The sequence below is a fragment of the Thioclava sp. F36-6 genome (assembly GCF_002020305.1).
Lineage (GTDB): Bacteria > Pseudomonadota > Alphaproteobacteria > Rhodobacterales > Rhodobacteraceae > Thioclava > Thioclava sediminum.
Genome location: NZ_MPZX01000002.1, coordinates 220,705 through 239,816, shown reverse-complemented (window position 1 = coordinate 239,816; position 19,112 = coordinate 220,705). Strand labels below are relative to the sequence as shown.

Genomic DNA, 19,112 nt, shown 5'->3' with positions numbered 1-19,112 from the left:
CAAACTGATGGAATTGAGCGAGGCGGACCCGAAAGGATTGATCCGCGAGAGCTTCAAGATCGACGGGATCAGCACGGAAGAGTGCCGCTCGATCTTCATAGATTGGGCGCTGAGCCTCGGGCCGGGGATGGACGCGAACGAAGCGATGCGCACCGTGCTTGCGGCCTATCAAGCGCCGCCCGAGCACCCGATGACCCGGGTGCTCGAAGAAGGTCTGACCCGCGAAAGCGGCCCGCCGATGCGGCGCGGCGGCTGGCGGGCGCGTCGTCCCTAGCAGGGAGATTAGCGCGGCAGCGCCGCCGCCTCGCGCGCAAGCGCCTCGATCCCGGCCCAGTCGCCCGATTGCACCATCGCATCTGGTGCGACCCAGGAGCCGCCCGCGCAAAGAACGTTCGGCAGGCTCAGGTAATCATTGGCGTTTTTCATGCTCACGCCGCCCGTCGGGCAGAAGCTGACCTGCGGGATCGGCGCGCCGATCGCCTTCAGCGCGGGCGCGCCGCCCGAGGCCTCCGCCGGGAAGAACTTCAGCACGTCGTAACCCATCTCCAGGAGCTTCATCACTTCCGACGCGGTGGCAGCCCCGGGCAGAAGCGGCAGGCCTTCATCTTCGCAGGCTTTTACCAGCGTCTCGGTCGCGCCGGGCGAGACGCCGAATTTCGCGCCCGCGGCTTTCGCGGCTTTCACGTCGGCCGGGGTCAGCAGCGTGCCCGCGCCGACCACGCCGCCTTCGACATCGGCCATCGCGCGGATCGCGTCGAGCGCGCAGGGCGTGCGCAGCGTCACTTCCAGCGCAGGCAGGCCGCCCGCGACGAGCGCCTTGGCCAGAGGGGCGGCATGGGCCACATCCTTCACCACGATCACCGGCACGATCGGGGCCAGTTCGCAGATCTTGCGGGCGGATGCGGATTGTTCGCTAGGGGTCATCGGATCACTCCAGTCTGGGCCGCCCGCGCGGGCGGAGAGGGCAGGACGCTCCGCGGGGGATATTTATCGCCAAGCCGAAAGCAGAACCCTGTCTTCGCCTTGGTACAAATATCCCCGCCGGAGGCAAGAAAACTCACAGCACCACGGAGGCGCCTTTGGTGGACGGGCCGACATGGGTGCGGAAGGCGCCGAACAGCTCGCGGCCGAGGCCGAACTGGTTGCCGCTGAGGTCGGGCACGACCGGCGTGCGGCTCTCGAAACCTTCGGTCAGGCAGGTCAGCTCGCCCGTCGTCGCGTCGAGCCGCACCATATCGCCGTCCTGCAGCTTCGCAAGCGGTCCGCCATCGGCGGCCTCCGGCGAGACATGGATCGCCGCCGGGACCTTGCCCGAGGCGCCCGACATCCGGCCATCGGTGACCAGCGCCACTTTCAGCCCGCGATCCTGCAGAACGGCGAGGGTCGGGGTCAGCGAGTGCAGCTCCGGCATCCCGTTCGCTTTCGGCCCCTGGAAGCGCACGACGACGATCGTGTCGGAGATGAACTCACCGTTCTTGAAGGCGTCCTTCACCTCGTGCTGTTCCTTGAAGACGCGGACCGGCGCTTCGATCACATGGCGCTCGGGCTTGACGGCGGAGACCTTGATCACGCCGCGCCCGAGATTGCCCTCGAGCTGTTTCAGGCCGCCCGTTTTCTGGAACGGATCGGCGGGCTTGCGCAGGATTTTCTCGTTCTGGCTCTCCGGATCGGACTCTTCCCAGATCAGACCGCCCTCGGTGATCTTCGGCTCCTGCGTGTAGCGGGTGAGCCCGTCGCCCGCGACGGTCTTGGCGTCCTCATGCAGCAGGCCTGCTTCCAGTAGGTGACGGATCATGAATTGCAGCCCGCCCGCCGCGTGGAAGTGGTTCACGTCGGCAAGACCGTTCGGATAGACCTTCGCCATCAGCGGCACGGCCGAGGAAATCTCGTCGAAATCTTCGAGATCGAGCACGATACCGGCGGCGCGCGCCATTGCGGGCAGGTGCAGGACGTGGTTGGTCGACCCACCCGTCGCCATCAGACCGACCATGCCGTTCACGAAGGCTTTCTCGTCGAGCACTTCCGAGGCCGGGCGGTAGTCGTTGCCAAGCGCGGTGATCTCGGCGGCGCGTTTCGCGCCTGCGACCGTCAGCGCCTCGCGCAGCGGCGTGTTCGGGTTCACGAAGGACGCGCCCGGAAGGTGCAGACCCATAAACTCCATCAGCATCTGGTTGGTATTTGCGGTGCCGTAGAAGGTGCAGGTGCCCGGGCCGTGATAGGAGGCCATCTCGGCTGCCATGAGCGCATCGCGGCCAACTTCGCCCGCGGCGAATTGCTGGCGGACCTTGGCTTTCTCGTCGTTGGGCAGCCCGGTGGTCATCGGCCCCGCGGGAATGAAGATCGCCGGGATATGCCCGAAGGTCGCCGCCGCCATGATCAGGCCGGGCACGATCTTGTCGCAGACGCCCATGTAGAGGGCCGCGTCGAAGGTGTTGTGGCTCAGAGAAACCGCCGCCGCCATCGCGATCACGTCACGCGAGAAGAGCGACAGGTCCATCCCCGGCTGGCCCTGCGTGACCCCGTCGCACATCGCAGGAACGCCGCCCGCGACCTGTGCGGTGGCGCCGACTTCGCGCAGCGCGGCCTTGATCGTCTGCGGGAAGGTCTCGAAAGGTTGGTGCGCCGAGAGCATGTCGTTATAGGCCGTCACGATGCCCACGTTGGGGGCGCGATCGCCTGCTAACGTGTCCTTGTCCTCGCCCATCGCGGCATAGGCGTGGGCCTGATTGCCGCAGCTGAGATGCGCGCGGGCGGGGCCTGCATCGGCAGCCGCCTGCATCCGGGCAAGATAGTCGCCGCGCGGGCCTTCGGAGCGGGCGCGGATTCGGTCGGTCACACGGGCGATTGTGGCATCGAGGGTCATCGGCGGGGCCTTTCCTTGCTATGCATCTGATGCGGAACATGCAGCCCTAGCGGGCCGCTCGCGCAGCGGGCGCGGATCGCGGTCGCCTCTTCGCTATCATGTTAGCGCTAACGCCGCAACCCGTTCCCTTTGTCGATTATCTGGGGCAGAGCGGGGATGCGGCAAGCGCGAGGGCTTTCGCGCCCCGTCGCTTGGCGCTAGGAAGGCGGCGCTTGAGACAGTGCGCGCAAGGAGCATCCGATGAGCCAGTCCGAAGACACCGCCACCCGCCCGACCGTTCGGCTGCGCCCGAAGGCCGAGGCCCGCGCGATCCGCCACGGCTTTCCTTGGGTCTATGCCGATGAGCTGGTGACCGACCGGCGCACCAAGGCGCTGGCGCCCGGCACGATCGCGACGCTGGAGGATGGCGAGCGCCGTCCGCTCGCGACGGTGACGGTCAATCCGAACTCGAAGATCATCGGTCGGGTGATGAGCCGCGACGCCGAGGCAGTGATCGACCGCGACTGGATCGCCGCGAAGCTGACCCGCGCGCTGGAGATGCGTGCGCGGTTGTTCGATGCGCCGTTCTACCGGCTCGTGCATGCCGAGGCGGACGGGCTGCCCGGCGTCATCATCGACCGCTTCGGCGACGCGGCGGTTATCCAGCCGAATGCGGCATGGTCGGAGGTCATGATCTCCGATCTCGAGGCCGCGCTGGCCGAGGTCACGGGCGTCACCACGATTATCAAGAACGCAGCAGGGCGCGCCCGTACCCTGGAAGGGCTGGACGAGGAAATGCTCACCCTGCGCGGCGGGATCGAGGCGCCGGTCGAGGTGCCGATGAATGGCGCGATCTACCTCGCCGATCTGCTGGGCGGGCAGAAGACGGGGCTGTTCTATGATCAGCGCCCGAACCATGCTTTCGCCGCGCGGCTGGCAAAGGATGCTCGGGTCCTCGATGTGTTCTCCCATGTGGGTGGCTTTGCGCTGGCCGCGCTGGCAGGTGGTGCGACTTCGGCGCTATCGGTCGATGCCTCGGCCCCGGCGTTGGAACTTGCGACCAAGGGCGCGGCCGCGATGGGTATGGCGGACCGGTTTGCCACGCGCCAGGGCGATGCGTTCGACACGCTCGACGCTTTGGGCCGGGAAGGGGAGCGCTTTGATCTGGTGGTCTGCGATCCGCCCGCCTTCGCGCCCGCCAAGCCCGCGCTGCAGGCGGGGCTGCGCGCCTATGAGCGGATCGCGCGCATGGCCGCGCCGCTGGTCGAGCCGGGCGGCTATCTGGTGCTGTGCTCTTGCTCGCATGCTGCCGATCTGTCGCAATTCCGCGCAGCCTGCACCCGCGGAATCGGCAAGGCGGGGCGGTCGGCGCAGCTCATCCATACCGGCTATGCCGGGCCCGATCACCCGATGCTGCCGCAGCTAGCGGAATCGGGCTATCTGAAATCCCTGTTCTTCCGGCTCGACTGATGCGGGTCGTGCTCGATGCCTGCGTGCTCTACCCGACGGTGCTGCGCGAGATCTTGATCGGGGCGGCGAAGGCGGGGCTCTACCGTCCGCTCTGGTCGGCGCGCATCCTCGAGGAATGGGCGCGTGCGGCGGCCCGCCGCGCGCCTGCCGACGAGGCCATCGCGCGCGGCGAGATCGCGCTGCTGCGGGCGGGGTTCCCGAAAGCCGAGATTTCCGCCCAGCCGGGGATCGAGGCGCGGCTGGTGCTGCCCGACGAGAATGACCTTCATGTGCTGGCGGTGGCGATTGCGGGCAGTGCCGATGCGATCCTCACATTCAACGCGCAGGATTTTCCGCGCGGGACCTTGGCGGGCGAGGGGCTGGAGCGGCGCGATCCGGACGGCTTCCTCTGGCAGCTTCTGTCCGAGCATCCCGAGCAGATGCGCGCCATCACCGAGGCCGTCCGTTCCGAAGCCGAGCGCCTGTCGGGCGAGCCGCAGCCGATCCGGGCGCTGATGAAACGCGCGCGTCTGCCGCGCTTCGGCAAGGCGCTGGCGACGTAATCTCGCGCTGCGTGTCCGGGTGTCGCCCCTTGACCGCCCGCGAAAGCCTCGCCAAACAGGCGCAATGATCGGGTTCATCACATGCCAAGAGCGCGGCGCGGCCGACAAGCTCCTTGCCCAGCTCGCCGAAAGGCTGCTGTCGCAAGGGCGCGACGTGATCGGCATGGTGCGCGCCGAGGTGCCGCAGCGCTTCGAATGCGAGATGCATCTGCGCCTTTTGCCCGAGGGCGAAACCCGCACGATCTCGCAGGATCTGGGGCAGGGCGCGGGGGCCTGTTCGCTCGATGCGCGCGCGCTCGAAGAGGTCGTCGCGCAGGTTGGTCATGCGCTTGAGAAGGCGCAGCCGGGCGCCATCGTGATCCTCAACAAATTCGGCAAACAGGAGGCCGCAGGGCGCGGGTGTCGCGACCTGATCGCGCAGGCGATGGCCTCCGATTTTCCGGTCCTTCTGTCCGTTCCGCCCGAAACGCGCGCCGATTTTGCGACTTTCGCAGATGGTATGGCCGAAGAAATCGTGCCGGAAATTCAGGCGCTTGAGGCGTTTCTTTCGCGTGAGAGCGCTTAATCCGCGCCCTCGCGTTGTCTCATGTCGCTCCCATGCTAGACTTGTTCAGGTAAGGTGAGTAAAAGGGGGTCGTTAGCGCTAACGGACCCCAAACACGGAGCAGCCCATGGTTTCGCGCGTCATTCCCGTCGATCGTTTCGACTTGGTGATTTTCGGCGCCACTGGCGACCTCGCCAATCGCAAAATTCTCCCCGGCCTGTTTCGTCGCTATTGCGCCGGTCAAATTCCCGAAGGATCCACCATTATCGGGGCCGCGCGCTCGGAGATGACCCCCGAGGAGTTCCGCGACCAGACCCGCGCCGCGATCGCCGAATTCGGCGGCAGTAAATGCGACGACGAAGGCGCGCTGGACGGCTTCCTGCCGATGCTCGACTATGTCGCGATCGACGCGAAAGGCGATGGCGGCTGGGACGATCTGAAGTCGAAAGTGCGCGACGACACCGTCAATGCGTTCTACTTCTCGGTGGCACCGGCGCTGTTCGGCGATCTGGCCGAGCGCCTTCACACGCGCGGCATCGCGGGGCCGGAGGCGCGGATCGTGGTCGAGAAACCGTTCGGGCGCGACCTCGCCTCGGCCAAGGCGCTCAACGCGGCGCTGGCGGAGTATTTCGACGAAACGCAGATCTACCGGATCGACCATTACCTCGGCAAAGAGACCGTGCAGAACCTGATGGCGGTGCGCTTCGCCAACATCCTGTTCGAGCCGCTCTGGAACAGCCAATTTGTTGATCATGTGCAAATTACCGTGGCTGAAACGGTCGGTGTGGGCGGTCGTGGGTCGTATTATGACAAGTCGGGCGCGATGCGCGACATGGTGCAGAACCACATGATGCAGCTTCTGTGCCTGATCGCGATGGAGCCGCCCTACCACTTCGATCCCGATGCGGTGCGCGACGAAAAGCTCAAGGTGATCCGCGCACTCCAGCCCGTCCAGCCTGCCGATATCGTGCGCGGTCAGTACGCGGCCAGCAAGGATGCGCCCGGCTATCTCGAAGATGCCGAGGATCCGGAGTCGACGACCGAGAGCTATATCGCGATGAAATGCCATGTCGCGAACTGGCGCTGGGTGAATACGCCCTTCTATCTGCGCACCGGCAAGCGGCTGCGTGCCCGCACCTCCGAGATCGCGATCACCTTCAAAGAGCCGCCGCACCAGATCTTCGACGAAGCCGAAGGCGAGTGGCGCGAGAACGTGCTGGTGATCCGGCTGCAGCCCAATGAGGGCATGAACCTGAAGATGATGATCAAGGAGCCGGGGCCGGGCGGGATGCGCCTCGTGCAGGTGCCGCTCGACATGTCCTTCGCGGAAGCTCTGGGCGACGAGGCCGACATCACCGACGCCTATGAACGCCTGATCATGGACGTGATCCGGGGCAACCAGACGCTGTTCATGCGCGGCGACGAGGTCGAGGCGGCCTGGGCCTGGACCGACCCGATCATCGAGGGTTGGGAGGCGCGTGGCGACAAACCTCAAACCTATGACAGCGGCGCGTCGGGGCCGGATGACGCGCTGATGCTGATGCATCGCGACGGACGCCGCTGGCGGGAGATTCGTGAATGAATTTTGAGAGTTATCCCGATCGCGAGATCCTGATGATGGGGCTTGCGGACCGCATCGCGAGCCAGTTGCGCGCGTCGATCAACAACGAGGGCCGCGCGACCTTGTCGGTGCCCGGCGGCTCCACACCCGGTCCGATCTTCGACATTCTTTCCGACATTGATCTGGACTGGTCCAAGGTCGCGGTGCTCCTCAATGACGAGCGTTGGGTGCCCGAGACCTCGGAGCGGTCGAACACGCGCCTGATCCGTGCGCGGCTCCTGAAGGGCCGCGCGGCGGCGGCGACATTGGTGCCCCTTTATGCCGAGGCGGAGCGCCCCGAGGACAAGATGGAAGAACTGGCCGAGGGCATCGCGCCGCATCTGCCGATCTCCGTCCTGCTTCTGGGCATGGGTGCGGATATGCACACGGCGAGCCTGTTCCCGGGTGCCGACCGGCTGAAAGAGGCGCTGTCGAACGATGCGCCGATCTTGCTGCCGATGCGGGCCGAAGCTGCGGGCGAGCCGCGTATCACACTGTCCGCACCCGTGCTGCGCGACGCGATGTATACGCATATCCTGATCACCGGCGCGGAGAAGCGCGCGGCGATCGAAGCGGCCGAGAAGCTCCCCGTGGAACAGGCGCCGGTGCGCGCCGTTCTCAAGGACGCGACCGTTCACTGGGCTGAATAACTGGGCAGAGCAAGCGATGACCATCTGGCAAGACCTCCTCGACAAGGCGCAATCCGTACAATCCCGCGGAATCGGAGAATTGTTCGAAAAGGACAATCGCGCAGGCGGATTCAGCCGCGAAACCGGGCCGTTTCTGTTCGATTTCTCCAAGACCAATATCGATGCGGAGACGCTCGATCTGCTGGTGAAGCTGGCCGAGGAGAAGGATGTCGCGGCGCGTGCCGAGGCGATGTTCACCGGTGAGAAGATCAACGACACCGAGGGTCGCGCGGTGCTGCATACCGCGCTGCGCAATCTCGACACGGACGTGTTCGTCGATGGCGAGAACGTCATGCCCGAGGTCCGCGCGACCTTTGCCCGGATGGAAGCGTTCGCGCGCGATGTCCGTGAGGGCAAGTTCACGGGGCAGGGCGGTGCGATTACCGATGTGGTGAATATCGGCATCGGCGGCTCGGATCTGGGCCCGGCGATGGCGACGCTGGCGCTTGCGCCCTATCACGACGGGCCGCGCTGCCATTTCGTCTCCAACGTGGACGGGGCGCATATCCATGACACGCTGGCCGGTCTGAACCCGGAAACGACGCTGGTGATCGTCGCCTCCAAGACCTTCACCACGATCGAGACGATGACCAATGCGGAGACCGCGAAGCGCTGGATGGCCGCGAAGGTCGCGGATCCGGCGCAGCAATTCGCGGCGCTCTCGACCTCGGCTGAGAAGACCGCCGCCTTCGGGATCGATCAGGCTCGCGTCTTCGGCTTCGCCGATTGGGTCGGCGGGCGCTATTCGATGTGGGGGCCGATCGGGCTGTCGCTGATGATCGCGATCGGGCCGGAGGGTTTCGCGGGTTTCCTCAAGGGCGCCGCCACGATGGACGCGCATTTCCGCAAGGCCGAATTCAAGGACAACCTGCCGGTGCTGCTGGCGCTGGTCGGTATCTGGCACAACCAGTTCTGCGACTACGCGACCCGAGCGGTTCTGCCCTACGATCAACGGCTTGCGCGGCTTCCGGCCTATCTCCAGCAGCTGGAGATGGAGAGCAACGGCAAGCGCGTCAGCATGGATGGCAAGGATCTGCCCTACAATTCCGGCCCCGTCGTCTGGGGCGAGCCGGGCACCAATGGCCAGCACGCGTTCTATCAGCTGATCCACCAGGGCACGCGGGTCATTCCGTGCGAATTCATGGTCGCCGCCGAGGGGCACGAGCCCGATCTGGCGCATCAGCATCTGCTGCTCGTGGCCAACTGTCTGGCGCAATCCGAGGCGCTGATGCGCGGGCGCTCGCTGGCCGAGGCGACCGAGATCATGCGCAAGAAAGGCTTCGAGGGAGACGAGCTGGACCGTCAGGCGCGCCACCGCGTCTTCCCGGGTTCGCGACCGTCGACCACGCTGCTTTATCCGAAACTGACCCCCGAGGTCTTCGGCGGGATCGTCGCGCTTTATGAGCACCGCGTGTTCGTCGAGGGCGTGATCCTCGGCATCAACAGCTTCGACCAATGGGGCGTGGAGCTGGGCAAGGAACTGGCGCTTGCGCTGGCTCCGGTGCTGAAGGGCGAGGATGCGGGCGAGGGCAAGGACGGCTCCACCCGGCAGCTTGTCGCGCGGGTGCAATCGCTGCGCAGCTGAGCCTGCCACGTGGTAACGGTGTGGTAACGGTGCCGCCTGTGGACGGAACCGCGCCGATCATCCTTCCGTTCAGCTTATAGGCGGGGCGTAGCGCCTCGCCGTCTGGTGTTCGAACAAAGGAATTCCACGATGATCGAGTCGATGGAGAGAAGCCCCGAAGGTGTGGTCGGTCTGATCGCCTCCGGCACTGTTCTTAAACATGATGTGACCGAGGCGATGCGCCTCGTCGGGTCTGCGGATCGGATGATGGTCGTCGTCGCGCCGCGCTTCGATGGCTACATGGCGGAACTGATCGGCGGGCTGCGTCAAAGCTGCGAAGACGGTCAGGCCGGGCGCTGTGCGCTGGTCGTGCCGGAGGATATGCGCTCCGAGGCGAGCATGCAGGGCGAGGGCGGCGCATTTCGCATCTTCACCGCGCAAGGAGTGGCGGAAAGCTGGCTCGCCTCTTAACGCAGGCCGATCTCGGACAGTGCCACGGCGAGCTCGCGGGGCAGCGCTTCTTCGCGGTCGCGACCTTTCGGCAGATCGCGGGGCGCGTCGTCGGGGCTCAGATAGCGCCAGCCCTGAAACGGGCGACGCGACAGGGCCTCGGTGCGGACAACCTCGCGGTCGAGCACGATCGCACAGCGCGCGATCCCGTCCGCGCCCATCACTTCTGACAGTTCCAGAATGCGTTGACGTGCCAGCACCGCGCCCTTGAAGACCCAGTATAGCGACCCGCCATTCAGGATCTCGTCCGCGCGCTTCGGCCACATGCGCGTGACATGCATGGCCGGGCCCTTGCCGTAACGGCTGGCCTGCCACGCGATCAGGTCTTCGACCTTCTCGGCGCCGACGCACAGTTTGATCAGATTCACCACTTTGTCACCCATGCCCCTTAATTAGGTTTTCGCTCCCGCGACGGCAATGTCCGATTTGCGTCTGGTCATGCGAAGAGGCCTTAGGTATAGTGTCAGCCCGCCCCCGACGCACGATATGCGGAGGGGGCTTTCGATTTTTACCTCACTCGAACTGCTGCCAGCGAGGACCTCATGAGCCGTTTTGCCGCCCCGATTGCCGAACAGATCTGGGACATGAAATACCGTCTGAAGGAACAGGACGGGACCCCGATCGACGCGACCGTTGAGGATAGCTGGCGCCGGATCGCGCGCGCCTTGGCCGAGGTCGAGGATAAGCCCGCGAAATGGGAAGAGAAATTCTACGGCGCGCTGGAAGATTTCAAATATCTCCCCGCAGGCCGGATCGCCGCAGGCGCCGGCACCGGCCGCGCGGTGACGCTGTTCAACTGCTTCGTCATGGGCACGATCCCCGACAACATGGGCGGCATCTTCGACATGCTGAAGGAAGCCGCGCTGACGATGCAGCAGGGCGGGGGAATCGGTTACGATTTCTCGACCATCCGCCCGCGTGGCGCCGAGGTGAAGGGCGTCGCCGCCGACGCGTCCGGCCCGCTGAGCTTCATGGACGTCTGGGATGCGATGTGCCGCACGATCATGTCGGCGGGCTCGCGGCGCGGCGCGATGATGGCGACGATGCGCTGCGATCACCCCGATATCGAGAGCTTCATCACCGCCAAGCAGGATTCGGCCCGGCTGCGGATGTTCAACCTGTCCGTGCTGGTGACCGACGCGTTCATGGAGGCCGTGAAGGCCGATGGTCCGTGGGATCTGAAATACGGCGACAAGGTCTATCACACGCTGAACGCCCGCGATCTGTGGAACAAGATCATGCGCGCGACCTATGACTATGCCGAGCCGGGCGTGATCTTCATCGACCGCATCAACAAGATGAACAACCTCAACTATGTCGAGCAGATCGCCGCGACCAACCCCTGCGGCGAGCAGCCCCTGCCGCCTTATGGCGCGTGCCTGCTGGGCTCGATCAACCTCGCGCGGCTCGTGACGAATCCGTTCGAGGCGGATGCGGGTCTGGACCCCGCGCAGCTCGACGAGATGGTGCGCCTTGCCATTCGCATGATGGATAACGTGGTCGACGCCTCGCGCTTCCCGCTGGAGCAGCAGCGCGAAGAGGCGCAGAACAAGCGCCGCATCGGGCTGGGCGTGACCGGTCTCGCCGATGCGCTCCTGATGCTGGGCCTGCGCTATGGCTCGGAAGAGGCCGCCGCGCAGACCGAAGCCTGGATGAAGCAGATCGCACGGGCGAGCTATCTCGCCTCGGTCGATCTGGCCAAGGAGAAGGGTCCGTTCCCGCTCTTCGATGCCGAGAAATACCTCGCCTCGGGCAACATGATGCAGATGGATGACGACGTGCGCGAAGCGATCCGCGAACACGGTATCCGCAATGCGCTGCTGACCTCGATCGCGCCCACGGGCACCATTTCGCTTTACGCGGGCAACGTCTCCAGCGGTATCGAGCCGGTCTTCGCCTATGCCTACAAGCGCAAGGTGCTGCAGCCCGACGGCTCGCGCACCGAGGAAGAAGTGGTCGATTACGCGGTGCAGATGTGGCGCGACAAGTTCGGGGACAAACCGCTGCCCGACTATTTCGTCAATGCCCAGACGCTTGCCCCGATGGATCACGTCCGGATGCAGGCGGCAGCGCAGAAATGGATCGACAGCTCGATCTCCAAGACCATCAACTGCCCCGAGGACATCCCCTTCGAGGCGTTCAAATCGGTCTACATGGAAGCCTGGGACACCGGCTGCAAAGGCTGCACTACTTACCGTCCGAACGACGTGACCGGCTCGGTTCTCAGCGTGTCGGAGAAATCCGAAGACGCGCCGGAAGTCGATGAAGGCGCCGATGTGGTCTACCTGACCGAGCCGCTGGACCGTCCCGCGGCGCTCGAAGGCTCGACCTACAAGATCAAGTGGCCGGGTTCGGAACACGCGATCTACATCACGATCAACGACATCGTCCAGGGCGGACACCGCCGTCCCTTCGAGGTCTTCATCAACTCGAAGAACATGGAGCATTTCGCCTGGACCGTGGCGCTGACCCGGATGATCTCTGCGGTGTTCCGGCGCGGTGGCGATGTCTCCTTCGTGGTCGAGGAGCTCAAAGCCGTGTTCGATCCGCGCGGCGGGGCCTGGATGCAGGGTAAATACATCCCCTCCATCCTCGCGGCGATCGGCGGCGTGATCGAGCGGCACATGATCTCGATCGGCTTCCTCGAAGGCGAAGGGCTGGGCCTGAAATCCGACCCCGAGGCCGACCGCATGGCCATCGGCGAAGCCCCCCGCGGCAAAGCCTGCCCGTCCTGCGGCTCCTACGCCCTGCGGATGGTCGAAGGCTGCATGACCTGCGCCGATTGCGGCCACTCCAAATGCGGCTGAGCCGGGTGAGTTGAAGCAGCCAGAAAAAGCAAATGAGTGCGCAGGCGAAAGCATAAGTCTGCGCACGGGCTGTCAAGCTAGAATTGAACTTGGCAGGCGCGCCTATTGGCAGCGAGCGCACTTAGTTCTTCAGTAAATGGGTCGACGGCACGATTAAGATCGTCGCGTTACCCGTGGGCTTGAGTAGCCCCGGAGCCACCGGTTCTCTTGCGGGGTAAGTGGTGTTTCTGCTCTTGGCCCAAAGCCGACTTTGACGCCAAGCGAGGAGAAAGTCCGGTCCCAGTCCGCAACGGAACTTGAGCCGAGATGCAGTGAGCATCAGGTTTGCGTCGACCCTCAAAGCCCACAAGACGATCTGTGAGTGCAAGAGCTGGAAAGAAAGGCCTAAGACTAGGCGACCATGCGAATGTAATGTGTTGTTTGAGACACAATCTCTGGCTTCCACGGCTTTACCGAAGAACGTGCCCACAGGACAGCTTCGACTAGTGAATGGGCCAACTCGTAGGTCTCGAACCCAATATTATTTAGCTGAAGAAGCATTCGAACAAGTTGATACTTATATAAAAATGACCTGACAAAGCGTGGCGTCACTGGAGATTTTGCATTCTCGAATGCCTTCTGTAGTGCTTCCCTAATTGCCTCTTGCTCTTCTTGAGTGATGACAAACCCGGTTTGCAGAGCGGCCGAATTTTCATCGTGCTGAACATCGTAATTTGACTTATCCCCTGCAGCCCATGCCTCGGAGATATCCCCTTGGTCAGCATTCAAAGGTTCCAAGCCAAACTCACGAGCGTAAACATCAACCAAATCAACAACATTAGCCTGAGTTAACTTTGGGAGGTGGACATGGCACAAGAAAACTTTCTCCATATGTTCATTGATCGCTTCTATCCATCGAACATCGCTTTCATCGGACGACAAGGCTTCGAAGCGCTTTCGAACAGCCGCATCTAGAACAGTATCGTCTGCTAGGACGAGCACTTGAACGACCTTTCCGATTTCTTCGTCGTCAATCATTAATTTGATGCCATCTATCAAATCGACAATTTCTTCTTCTGGGCACCGATCTAAATCATCGATCACAAGGAGAATCCGGTCCACCCCTCCAATCTTGAAGACGCCAGAAATCCAAAAAGCTGCACTCACAAGACTCCAGATCAACCATCCTGTTAAGGAAGCAATGCTGAATGAAGCAAATGTCCAAAAGGTGGAGAGCCATGCGAGGGAAACGAGCAGCGCACCAAATCCTAGCGCATTCTTCTCCCAAGTCTTGAAATGACCTGTTTTGGACCAAGAGGTTAGGAGGATTTGAAGATCAAGGCCAATGACGGCTTGCATTCCTAAATGCTCTCGATGCGATTTGATAACCCCATATTGATCGTAGAGGTGGCGAAGAGAGGCTTTCCAACGATAGGCTAACAGCACCAACCCTATGCTTCCCGCGACACCGAATACCGCCTGTGCATAAGGAAAGATCAGAGAAATCCACATTAGTGGAAATGCTGCTAACGCCAATACAAAAAGTGAAAAAAGGGCTTGAAAAACGCCTATTTTGTGCAAGTTGACACGAACAGTTTTTGCTATCCGTTCGAAGAAGTTGCAATCAAGATACTCAACCAAAAAGCTCTCATACAAATATACCCAAAGCTCAGGCTTTTGCCTGTATCTCCATGCGTTGAAATGTACAGTCTTGTATTTTAAATGATCGCATCCTTCCATTGGGTCAGTATTGAAAGCGATCCGAAAATCATTTTTGTAACTTAAAGGATCCTCAAGGTAGCCGCTGACGAGGTTAGCAATTGAAGTCTTCCCGCTTCCCCAACGACCGAACAATGCAAAGGAGAACTCCCCATCCGCATTCTTGAAAAGCCGAGCCAGAGCTAACGCGAAGCCTTTTGCATTCAGAGCAATGTCTCGGGAATCTCGCTTAAAATGAAGACCGAACCCATTCTTGCGAGCGACCTCCATTCCACCCTGCCCTAGGTCGGATTGGGATGGTTCAGAAGGTGCGGCCTCATCAAGATCGTGAGAATGGTTCGATACATCGGACGCGGTTGAGGTTCGATCTTCTAAATTGGCACTCGGCGCGATTTTTTTGAGTTTCTCGATGGCGTTGTCGCGAGCCAAGGCGCTACTAAAGCTTTCAGAGGTGCCGATCACCTGGCCATTGCTGGCCTTGAGATTGAACATGAACTTGCCCGACGCAGTCGTCTTGCGCTCATAGCGTGCGTCGTTGGCGGCGCTCTTCCTGACCGAAGCGATCCCTTGCTCGGCGCTGGCGCGCATTTTGTAGCCTTCGCTGGCAAGAATGATTTCTCCATTGGCAGATCTAAGGCGGGCGCGGAACTCGCCGGCCTTATCTTTATAGAGTTCGAATTTTCCGGCCATAGATACAGATTCCCATAATTTTCTGAATTAAACCAAGGAGAGTTCCGATGAGTATAAAATCACCATCAAAGACTGTCGTGAACGCAACACCTTCGCTTGCTCATTTAGCGGCTTTAATCCTAGTCGCTGCCCTCTTGCGTTTACAAATCCCGCTTTCCGCTCTTTCGACTGTGGCGGTGCTCTCGGCTCATAGCATCTCTTCGTGACCCACGCCGATCGGCGTAAACATCAACCGGGCTTCGGTCGTGGCTGGATGAAAGACTCATGGCAGGTCACCCGGGCCAAGGGCGTTTAGACGTTTAGCTCCAAACTACACTTAGCTGCCTTCCCTGGATAGGTCATGAGCTGTAGCGCAGCATTAGGGCGCCGCGCGTTCAAGCCTTGAGCAATCACTCAGCCGAAGCCAATATCGGCCGTAAGGAGAATGCTTTATCTCCAGCAACAAGAAAGCATTGAGTATGGCGCTGTTTCTTGGTTACGACCCAGGTGGAAAAGGAAAAAACGGTGTCGCTGCCATTCAGGTGGGGTCTGACGTGCCAGACGTTGTGGACAAAGCGACTGTTCGCGATGCTGCCGAGGCTTTGTCTTGGCTTGGGTCCTATGCAAGAACAGCGGATGCACTCGGCATCGACACGCTCTTGGCCTGGTCACCCAAGAGCGGACGTGCCTGCGATAATGCTCTACGACGCAAGTATGGCAGCAACTCGATTATTGCTCAGAACAGCTTATACAGCTCCATGACCCTGAATGGCGCGATTGTCGCCAAGCGGCTTGGATTGCCGGTCTATGAGAGCCACCCTAAGCTTTTACTCCGTGTATCCGATGAGGATGCAATCCGTGAGGTCTATCAAGACGCAGTTGCCAACCTGGGAGAAGACCATGAGGGGGACGCCATCGTGGCGGCTTGGTGTGCAGCATTGGGGCACAAACGAAAGTGGACTATCGATCTCTACGCGGACATTGAAGATGACATAGAGCTCGTAGTGCCCGGAGCTCGCTACCCTTGGTTTGAGCGCCTCTAAGAAAGCTAAGCTTGGGGCATCAGCAGGCCAAAACTGGAAGATGGCGCGTCCGGCCTCAGTGGACGTTCACTAGGCTGGCCATACCTGCATCGCAGCTTCCCCAAACTGGCCCTTTGTGCCAACGTGCTGCATTGCCTTCCAGCCCGGGGTCCGCACTGCGGAAAGAAGCGTCTTTCGCTGCCAAAGACGCGAAGGTCCGTTTCAGCTGGACAACGTCTAAAGGGACGAGATTCCGGTTCTCTCCTGTAATGCTGCAATCATCGCCTTGCGTCGCCCCTTTACGAAAGTAGCGAAGCGCTTCGTCAATTTTTCACGGTCGATGAGCGCCGCCTCGAGCACCGCGTCGTCTACGTCCGCCAGATAGGTCGCCGGCTTGGTGTCCGTTTTACTACGGTTGACGTGTTGGGGAAGGAACCAAAGGTTCCCGATGTCATCGATCAAGGGGTCATCCCCGTGCTTCGCGCGAGGGAAGATGTGATCCGTCTCGACAACGTTGCGCGCGTAGAGGGTTTTGCCATCCGTTCTGTTCTGCACTAAGGCCAAGGCTAGGGGGACGTGGTTTCCGAAGAGTTGGTTATCCGCACTCTCGATACGGGTCTTGGCCTTCACATATCGCGCAACGCGGTCATAGGGAAAGCCCATGGCCTTGCCTCCGAGGGCCTCGCGGACCAGTCCTCCCGGACGGCTGTCTGAGTGCTTGGTCAAAACGCCGGAGAATGCGATCAGGTAGATGGCCCTGCGCAGGTCCGCCCTCTCGGTCGGCGAGACGACGGGCTTCTTCTTTGCCGCGAGGAAGTGGACGACGGGCACCAGCGTGTTAAGGCCGTTGAGCAGCTTGACGGATCCGATCCGGCACTCGTCCTGGGCGAAATCGACCGCCGAACAGATCGCGGCCGTCGTCCTCTCGTAGGCGCTTTTCACCTTCTCAACGTTCTTGGCTTTGCGAAGCAGCCCGATGTCGAGCCGGGTCCCGAGCCCCGCCACGGAGAAAATGCAGCGGATCACAAAGTCTGAGTCGATCTGAATGCTGCTCTTGGCGTTTACGTCCGCGATGAACTTCGGCAGCGCGTCGGTCGCGTCTGGCCAGTGGAGGCGGAGCATAGACAGGATCAGGTCCGACCGCGTCAGATTGATGCCCTGCGTGTTTATTCGCATGAAGATTTCGAGGATGTCGAACACAGTCTTCCGGTCTGCGGAGTATTGGGGAAGGCCCGCGTCGATAATCTGTTCCTGAAGCAGCCCACCCGTCTCGGTCATGATGCTCACGGGACGCCGCAGATTGTCGATGACGCGGTCCTCGTCATCCTCGCTCAGATCGAAGTCCTTCTTAAGTTTGCGGCTGAGCTTGCTTCCAGGAGCGGACTGACCGGAGAAGTCCGCGAGCGCGATGTAGTGCGAAGGCACCGCATCCTCGCCTTTATCCTCCACGGCTTCGGCGTTCCGCGCCTTCGCTTCTTCCGAGGTCATGAACTTAAACGAGAACTTCTCCTCACTCGCGTCGTCTGAACTGCGACCGCTGAGGACGTCGAAGTGCAACTTGCGGCCGTTCAGGGAGCCGCGCATCGCAATATAGAGGGAGGTTAGCCGCTGTTGCCCATCGAGGACCAGCTGAACCGTTTCCCCGTCGTTGACCTTATAGGCCGCCTCCGCGCCGCGACGATGGTTGGCTACGAAAGTCCGATACTGGATCGCCTCCGTAGTATCCCAAAGCAGGACGACTCCAATAGGATAGCCGCGAAACAGGGAATCGAACAGCTTCTCGATCCTATCTGCATTCCACACAAAGTCCCTTTGGATAGCGGGCAACACGATGCGCCCTCTTTCGATACCATCGAGCAGCGTGGAGACGGACATAAGAATAGCTCCTGACTTTGAAACGAAGAGGCGCGAAGCTCGCTCCGCTGAATACTAAAAAGAGAACACGATCAATGCTGTGGGACAACTACGGCGGCTTGTAAAGCTCAGGCCGTCTTCCGCCCAAGAATCGCGAGAGCTTCTTGTGCTGCTGCCAATCAGGACGACGCGATGGAAACGGCCTGCCTGTTGGGCGGGCGTGCCCGCGCGCGTCCGAAAATTTGCTCGCCTTCATGAGATTCCACTCCTCTTCCAGCCAAGGAAGCGTAGCGGAAAACTCAAGCTTCAAACGGTCCAGTTTCCGGAAATCAGATCAATATTTACGTCAATCGGCGCAGGTTGAGCAATTGCCCGACACGCGGAGTTATCATCTCGCATAGCGGTGCGGGCGATTGCAGTGGTCAGCGCTCGCGCATAGTCAGCCGGGGTATAGAGGGGTTACCACTCAAGACCTTTTGTTTTCCTGTCAGCCGAATGGAATTCGTCAATATCTGCAGTCGTAAAATCCGGTGACAGTGATGCCAATTTCAGGTCGTCCGAGACTATACCCATGCTACCTATCAGGTTCAGAAACCAAAGGTCGATTTCGGTGCGCTTCGGTTTGAGCGAAAGGTGGGTGACACGATTAATACTGAAGGCAATGAAGTCGGCGATCTGTATCAGAGGCTCCAGATGCGACTCCGCATATTGCCCGTCGTAGTGATCTCCCCATTCGCGGAACAGTGCTTTTGCGATTGGCTTGCCGGGCTTCTCCCGCCCAGCGTCAATAAGCAGAGTCAGCGGTTCCCTTGGTCCAGGCAACTTGTGCTTAACTTTCGTCAAGAGAAAAAACAGAGCCTGCCCATCCCTTTCGCTCAGGTCAATGCCGTCCACGGTCAAGTCGAATTGCATTCGATGATCTGCCAAGGTTCGATCATCAACAGTTTGGACATGCACACGCCATCGGTGCATTCGGTAAATTTCTGCAAAGAATTCAAATATTTCGAGATTTCGCTCGGGCGGTGCATTTCTCCACTCTTTGTTGCGGTTGTAGATGTCGACAAAGTGAAACTCAGCAGGCTCTATACCAAGCAAACCTGGAATATCAGACAGGCAGTTGACAACATTCGTGCGGATATAGTCGACCTCGTTGTCAGCAAACTCAACAGCGACGTAAGTGCGGCGGCCTCCAGTAATGTATCTTGAAGGTTTCGTCGTAGTTGGCCCGTATGTGTCGTCAATTGCTAAGTGCATTGTTCCTGCGCCACCTTCTTGTCAATCTATTTCTTTAGAGACTAGCT

General features: G+C 61.0%; 16 protein-coding genes and 1 pseudogene. 10 read left to right on the top strand and 7 right to left on the bottom strand.

Going from position 1 to position 19,112, the window contains the following annotated elements; translation table 11 throughout:
* Window positions 1-7: 7 nt before the first annotated feature.
* Window positions 8-274: a hypothetical protein gene (locus tag BMI88_RS08200; RefSeq protein ID WP_078549710.1), complete on the top strand. Its 267-nt coding sequence runs from the start codon at window positions 8-10 to the stop codon at window positions 272-274.
* Between the two features lie 8 nt (window positions 275-282).
* Here BMI88_RS08200 and eda read toward each other — a convergent pair whose 3' ends face one another.
* Both eda and edd read right to left on the bottom strand, forming a co-directional pair.
* The gene (gene eda, locus BMI88_RS08195; protein WP_075775624.1) at window positions 283-924 is read right to left on the bottom strand and encodes a bifunctional 4-hydroxy-2-oxoglutarate aldolase/2-dehydro-3-deoxy-phosphogluconate aldolase; all 642 of its coding nucleotides are present in this window, start codon (window positions 922-924) and stop codon (window positions 283-285) included.
* 133 nt (window positions 925-1,057) lie between these two features.
* Complete coding sequence (gene edd / locus BMI88_RS08190; RefSeq protein ID WP_078547714.1) at window positions 1,058-2,863, bottom strand: phosphogluconate dehydratase; 1,806 nt, start codon at window positions 2,861-2,863, stop codon at window positions 1,058-1,060.
* A gap of 240 nt (window positions 2,864-3,103) precedes the next feature.
* On the opposite strand from edd, the gene BMI88_RS08185 reads away from it, so the two are divergent.
* The 7 genes from BMI88_RS08185 to BMI88_RS08155 all read left to right on the top strand — a co-directional run bounded on the left by BMI88_RS08185 (window position 3,104) and on the right by BMI88_RS08155 (window position 9,722).
* Complete coding sequence (locus tag BMI88_RS08185) at window positions 3,104-4,312, top strand: class I SAM-dependent rRNA methyltransferase (protein WP_078547712.1); 1,209 nt, start codon at window positions 3,104-3,106, stop codon at window positions 4,310-4,312.
* Window positions 4,312-4,854, top strand: a complete 543-nt coding sequence (locus BMI88_RS08180) for a PIN domain-containing protein (RefSeq protein ID WP_078547709.1) — start codon at window positions 4,312-4,314, stop codon at window positions 4,852-4,854. Before BMI88_RS08185 ends, BMI88_RS08180 begins: the two co-directional genes overlap by 1 nt.
* Before the next feature lie 64 nt (window positions 4,855-4,918).
* A complete protein-coding gene (locus BMI88_RS08175; RefSeq protein WP_078547707.1) occupies window positions 4,919-5,419 on the top strand; it encodes a DUF2478 domain-containing protein in 501 nt (166 codons plus the stop codon).
* Between the two features lie 106 nt (window positions 5,420-5,525).
* On the top strand, window positions 5,526-6,980 hold the full coding sequence (gene zwf / locus BMI88_RS08170) for a glucose-6-phosphate dehydrogenase (protein ID WP_078547705.1): 1,455 nt from the start codon (window positions 5,526-5,528) through the stop codon (window positions 6,978-6,980).
* Entirely contained in the window at window positions 6,977-7,648 is a 672-nt protein-coding gene (gene pgl, locus BMI88_RS08165; RefSeq protein WP_078547703.1) for a 6-phosphogluconolactonase, read from the top strand. The genes zwf and pgl overlap by 4 nt, the downstream gene beginning before the upstream one ends.
* Before the next feature lie 16 nt (window positions 7,649-7,664).
* A complete protein-coding gene (gene pgi / locus BMI88_RS08160) occupies window positions 7,665-9,272 on the top strand; it encodes a glucose-6-phosphate isomerase (RefSeq protein WP_078547701.1) in 1,608 nt (535 codons plus the stop codon).
* Window positions 9,273-9,401: 129 nt separating this feature from the next.
* Window positions 9,402-9,722 carry a hypothetical protein gene (locus tag BMI88_RS08155; RefSeq protein ID WP_078547699.1) on the top strand — a complete coding sequence of 107 codons (321 nt, stop codon included), beginning with the start codon at window positions 9,402-9,404 and terminating at the stop codon, window positions 9,720-9,722.
* Here BMI88_RS08155 and BMI88_RS08150 read toward each other — a convergent pair.
* Complete coding sequence (locus BMI88_RS08150; RefSeq protein WP_078547697.1) at window positions 9,719-10,144, bottom strand: DUF1489 domain-containing protein; 426 nt, start codon at window positions 10,142-10,144, stop codon at window positions 9,719-9,721. The two genes, BMI88_RS08155 and BMI88_RS08150, sit on opposite strands and share 4 nt — an antisense overlap.
* Before the next feature lie 159 nt (window positions 10,145-10,303).
* Here BMI88_RS08150 and BMI88_RS08145 point away from each other — a divergent pair, with 159 nt between their 5' ends.
* Window positions 10,304-12,568 (top strand): adenosylcobalamin-dependent ribonucleoside-diphosphate reductase, encoded by a 2,265-nt coding sequence (locus tag BMI88_RS08145; protein WP_078547695.1) that lies wholly within the window; start codon window positions 10,304-10,306, stop codon window positions 12,566-12,568.
* Between the two features lie 390 nt (window positions 12,569-12,958).
* Here BMI88_RS08145 and BMI88_RS08140 read toward each other — a convergent pair whose 3' ends face one another.
* Together BMI88_RS08140 and BMI88_RS19950 are read right to left on the bottom strand one after the other, a co-directional pair.
* A complete protein-coding gene (locus tag BMI88_RS08140; protein WP_348638895.1) occupies window positions 12,959-14,536 on the bottom strand; it encodes a P-loop NTPase fold protein in 1,578 nt (525 codons plus the stop codon).
* A gap of 90 nt (window positions 14,537-14,626) precedes the next feature.
* Window positions 14,627-14,956 (bottom strand): annotated as a pseudogene (locus BMI88_RS19950) (YegP family protein); the annotation flags it as partial.
* A gap of 458 nt (window positions 14,957-15,414) precedes the next feature.
* Between BMI88_RS19950 and BMI88_RS08135 the strand changes: the two are divergent.
* Window positions 15,415-15,978, top strand: coding sequence for a hypothetical protein (locus tag BMI88_RS08135; RefSeq protein WP_078547691.1), 564 nt, complete (start codon window positions 15,415-15,417; stop codon window positions 15,976-15,978).
* Window positions 15,979-16,194: 216 nt separating this feature from the next.
* On the opposite strand, the gene BMI88_RS08130 is transcribed toward BMI88_RS08135, so the two are convergent.
* Both BMI88_RS08130 and BMI88_RS19515 read right to left on the bottom strand, forming a co-directional pair.
* The gene (locus tag BMI88_RS08130; RefSeq protein WP_078547689.1) at window positions 16,195-17,832 is read right to left on the bottom strand and encodes a DUF262 domain-containing protein; all 1,638 of its coding nucleotides are present in this window, start codon (window positions 17,830-17,832) and stop codon (window positions 16,195-16,197) included.
* 438 nt (window positions 17,833-18,270) lie between these two features.
* Window positions 18,271-19,065, bottom strand: a complete 795-nt coding sequence (locus BMI88_RS19515) for a DUF3800 domain-containing protein (RefSeq protein ID WP_146673524.1) — start codon at window positions 19,063-19,065, stop codon at window positions 18,271-18,273.
* Between the last annotated feature and the right edge of the window lie 47 nt (window positions 19,066-19,112).

What these genes read in the sequence shown, in the direction of transcription:
- BMI88_RS08140 (WP_348638895.1), bottom strand. Translation starts at nt 14,536, where the DNA reads ATGGAGGTCGCTCGCAAGAATGGGTTCGGTCTTCATTTTAAGCGAGAT.
- BMI88_RS08200 (WP_078549710.1), top strand. Translation starts at nt 8, where the DNA reads ATGGAATTGAGCGAGGCGGACCCGAAAGGATTGATCCGCGAGAGCTTC.
- BMI88_RS08180 (WP_078547709.1), top strand. Translation starts at nt 4,312, where the DNA reads ATGCGGGTCGTGCTCGATGCCTGCGTGCTCTACCCGACGGTGCTGCGC.
- BMI88_RS08135 (WP_078547691.1), top strand. Translation starts at nt 15,415, where the DNA reads ATGGCGCTGTTTCTTGGTTACGACCCAGGTGGAAAAGGAAAAAACGGT.
- pgl (WP_078547703.1), top strand. Translation starts at nt 6,977, where the DNA reads ATGAATTTTGAGAGTTATCCCGATCGCGAGATCCTGATGATGGGGCTT.
- zwf (WP_078547705.1), top strand. Translation starts at nt 5,526, where the DNA reads ATGGTTTCGCGCGTCATTCCCGTCGATCGTTTCGACTTGGTGATTTTC.
- BMI88_RS08145 (WP_078547695.1), top strand. Translation starts at nt 10,304, where the DNA reads ATGAGCCGTTTTGCCGCCCCGATTGCCGAACAGATCTGGGACATGAAA.
- BMI88_RS08175 (WP_078547707.1), top strand. Translation starts at nt 4,919, where the DNA reads ATGATCGGGTTCATCACATGCCAAGAGCGCGGCGCGGCCGACAAGCTC.
- BMI88_RS08155 (WP_078547699.1), top strand. Translation starts at nt 9,402, where the DNA reads ATGATCGAGTCGATGGAGAGAAGCCCCGAAGGTGTGGTCGGTCTGATC.
- edd (WP_078547714.1), bottom strand. Translation starts at nt 2,863, where the DNA reads ATGACCCTCGATGCCACAATCGCCCGTGTGACCGACCGAATCCGCGCC.
- pgi (WP_078547701.1), top strand. Translation starts at nt 7,665, where the DNA reads ATGACCATCTGGCAAGACCTCCTCGACAAGGCGCAATCCGTACAATCC.
- BMI88_RS08130 (WP_078547689.1), bottom strand. Translation starts at nt 17,832, where the DNA reads ATGTCCGTCTCCACGCTGCTCGATGGTATCGAAAGAGGGCGCATCGTG.
- BMI88_RS08185 (WP_078547712.1), top strand. Translation starts at nt 3,104, where the DNA reads ATGAGCCAGTCCGAAGACACCGCCACCCGCCCGACCGTTCGGCTGCGC.
- eda (WP_075775624.1), bottom strand. Translation starts at nt 924, where the DNA reads ATGACCCCTAGCGAACAATCCGCATCCGCCCGCAAGATCTGCGAACTG.
- BMI88_RS19515 (WP_146673524.1), bottom strand. Translation starts at nt 19,065, where the DNA reads ATGCACTTAGCAATTGACGACACATACGGGCCAACTACGACGAAACCT.
- BMI88_RS08150 (WP_078547697.1), bottom strand. Translation starts at nt 10,144, where the DNA reads ATGGGTGACAAAGTGGTGAATCTGATCAAACTGTGCGTCGGCGCCGAG.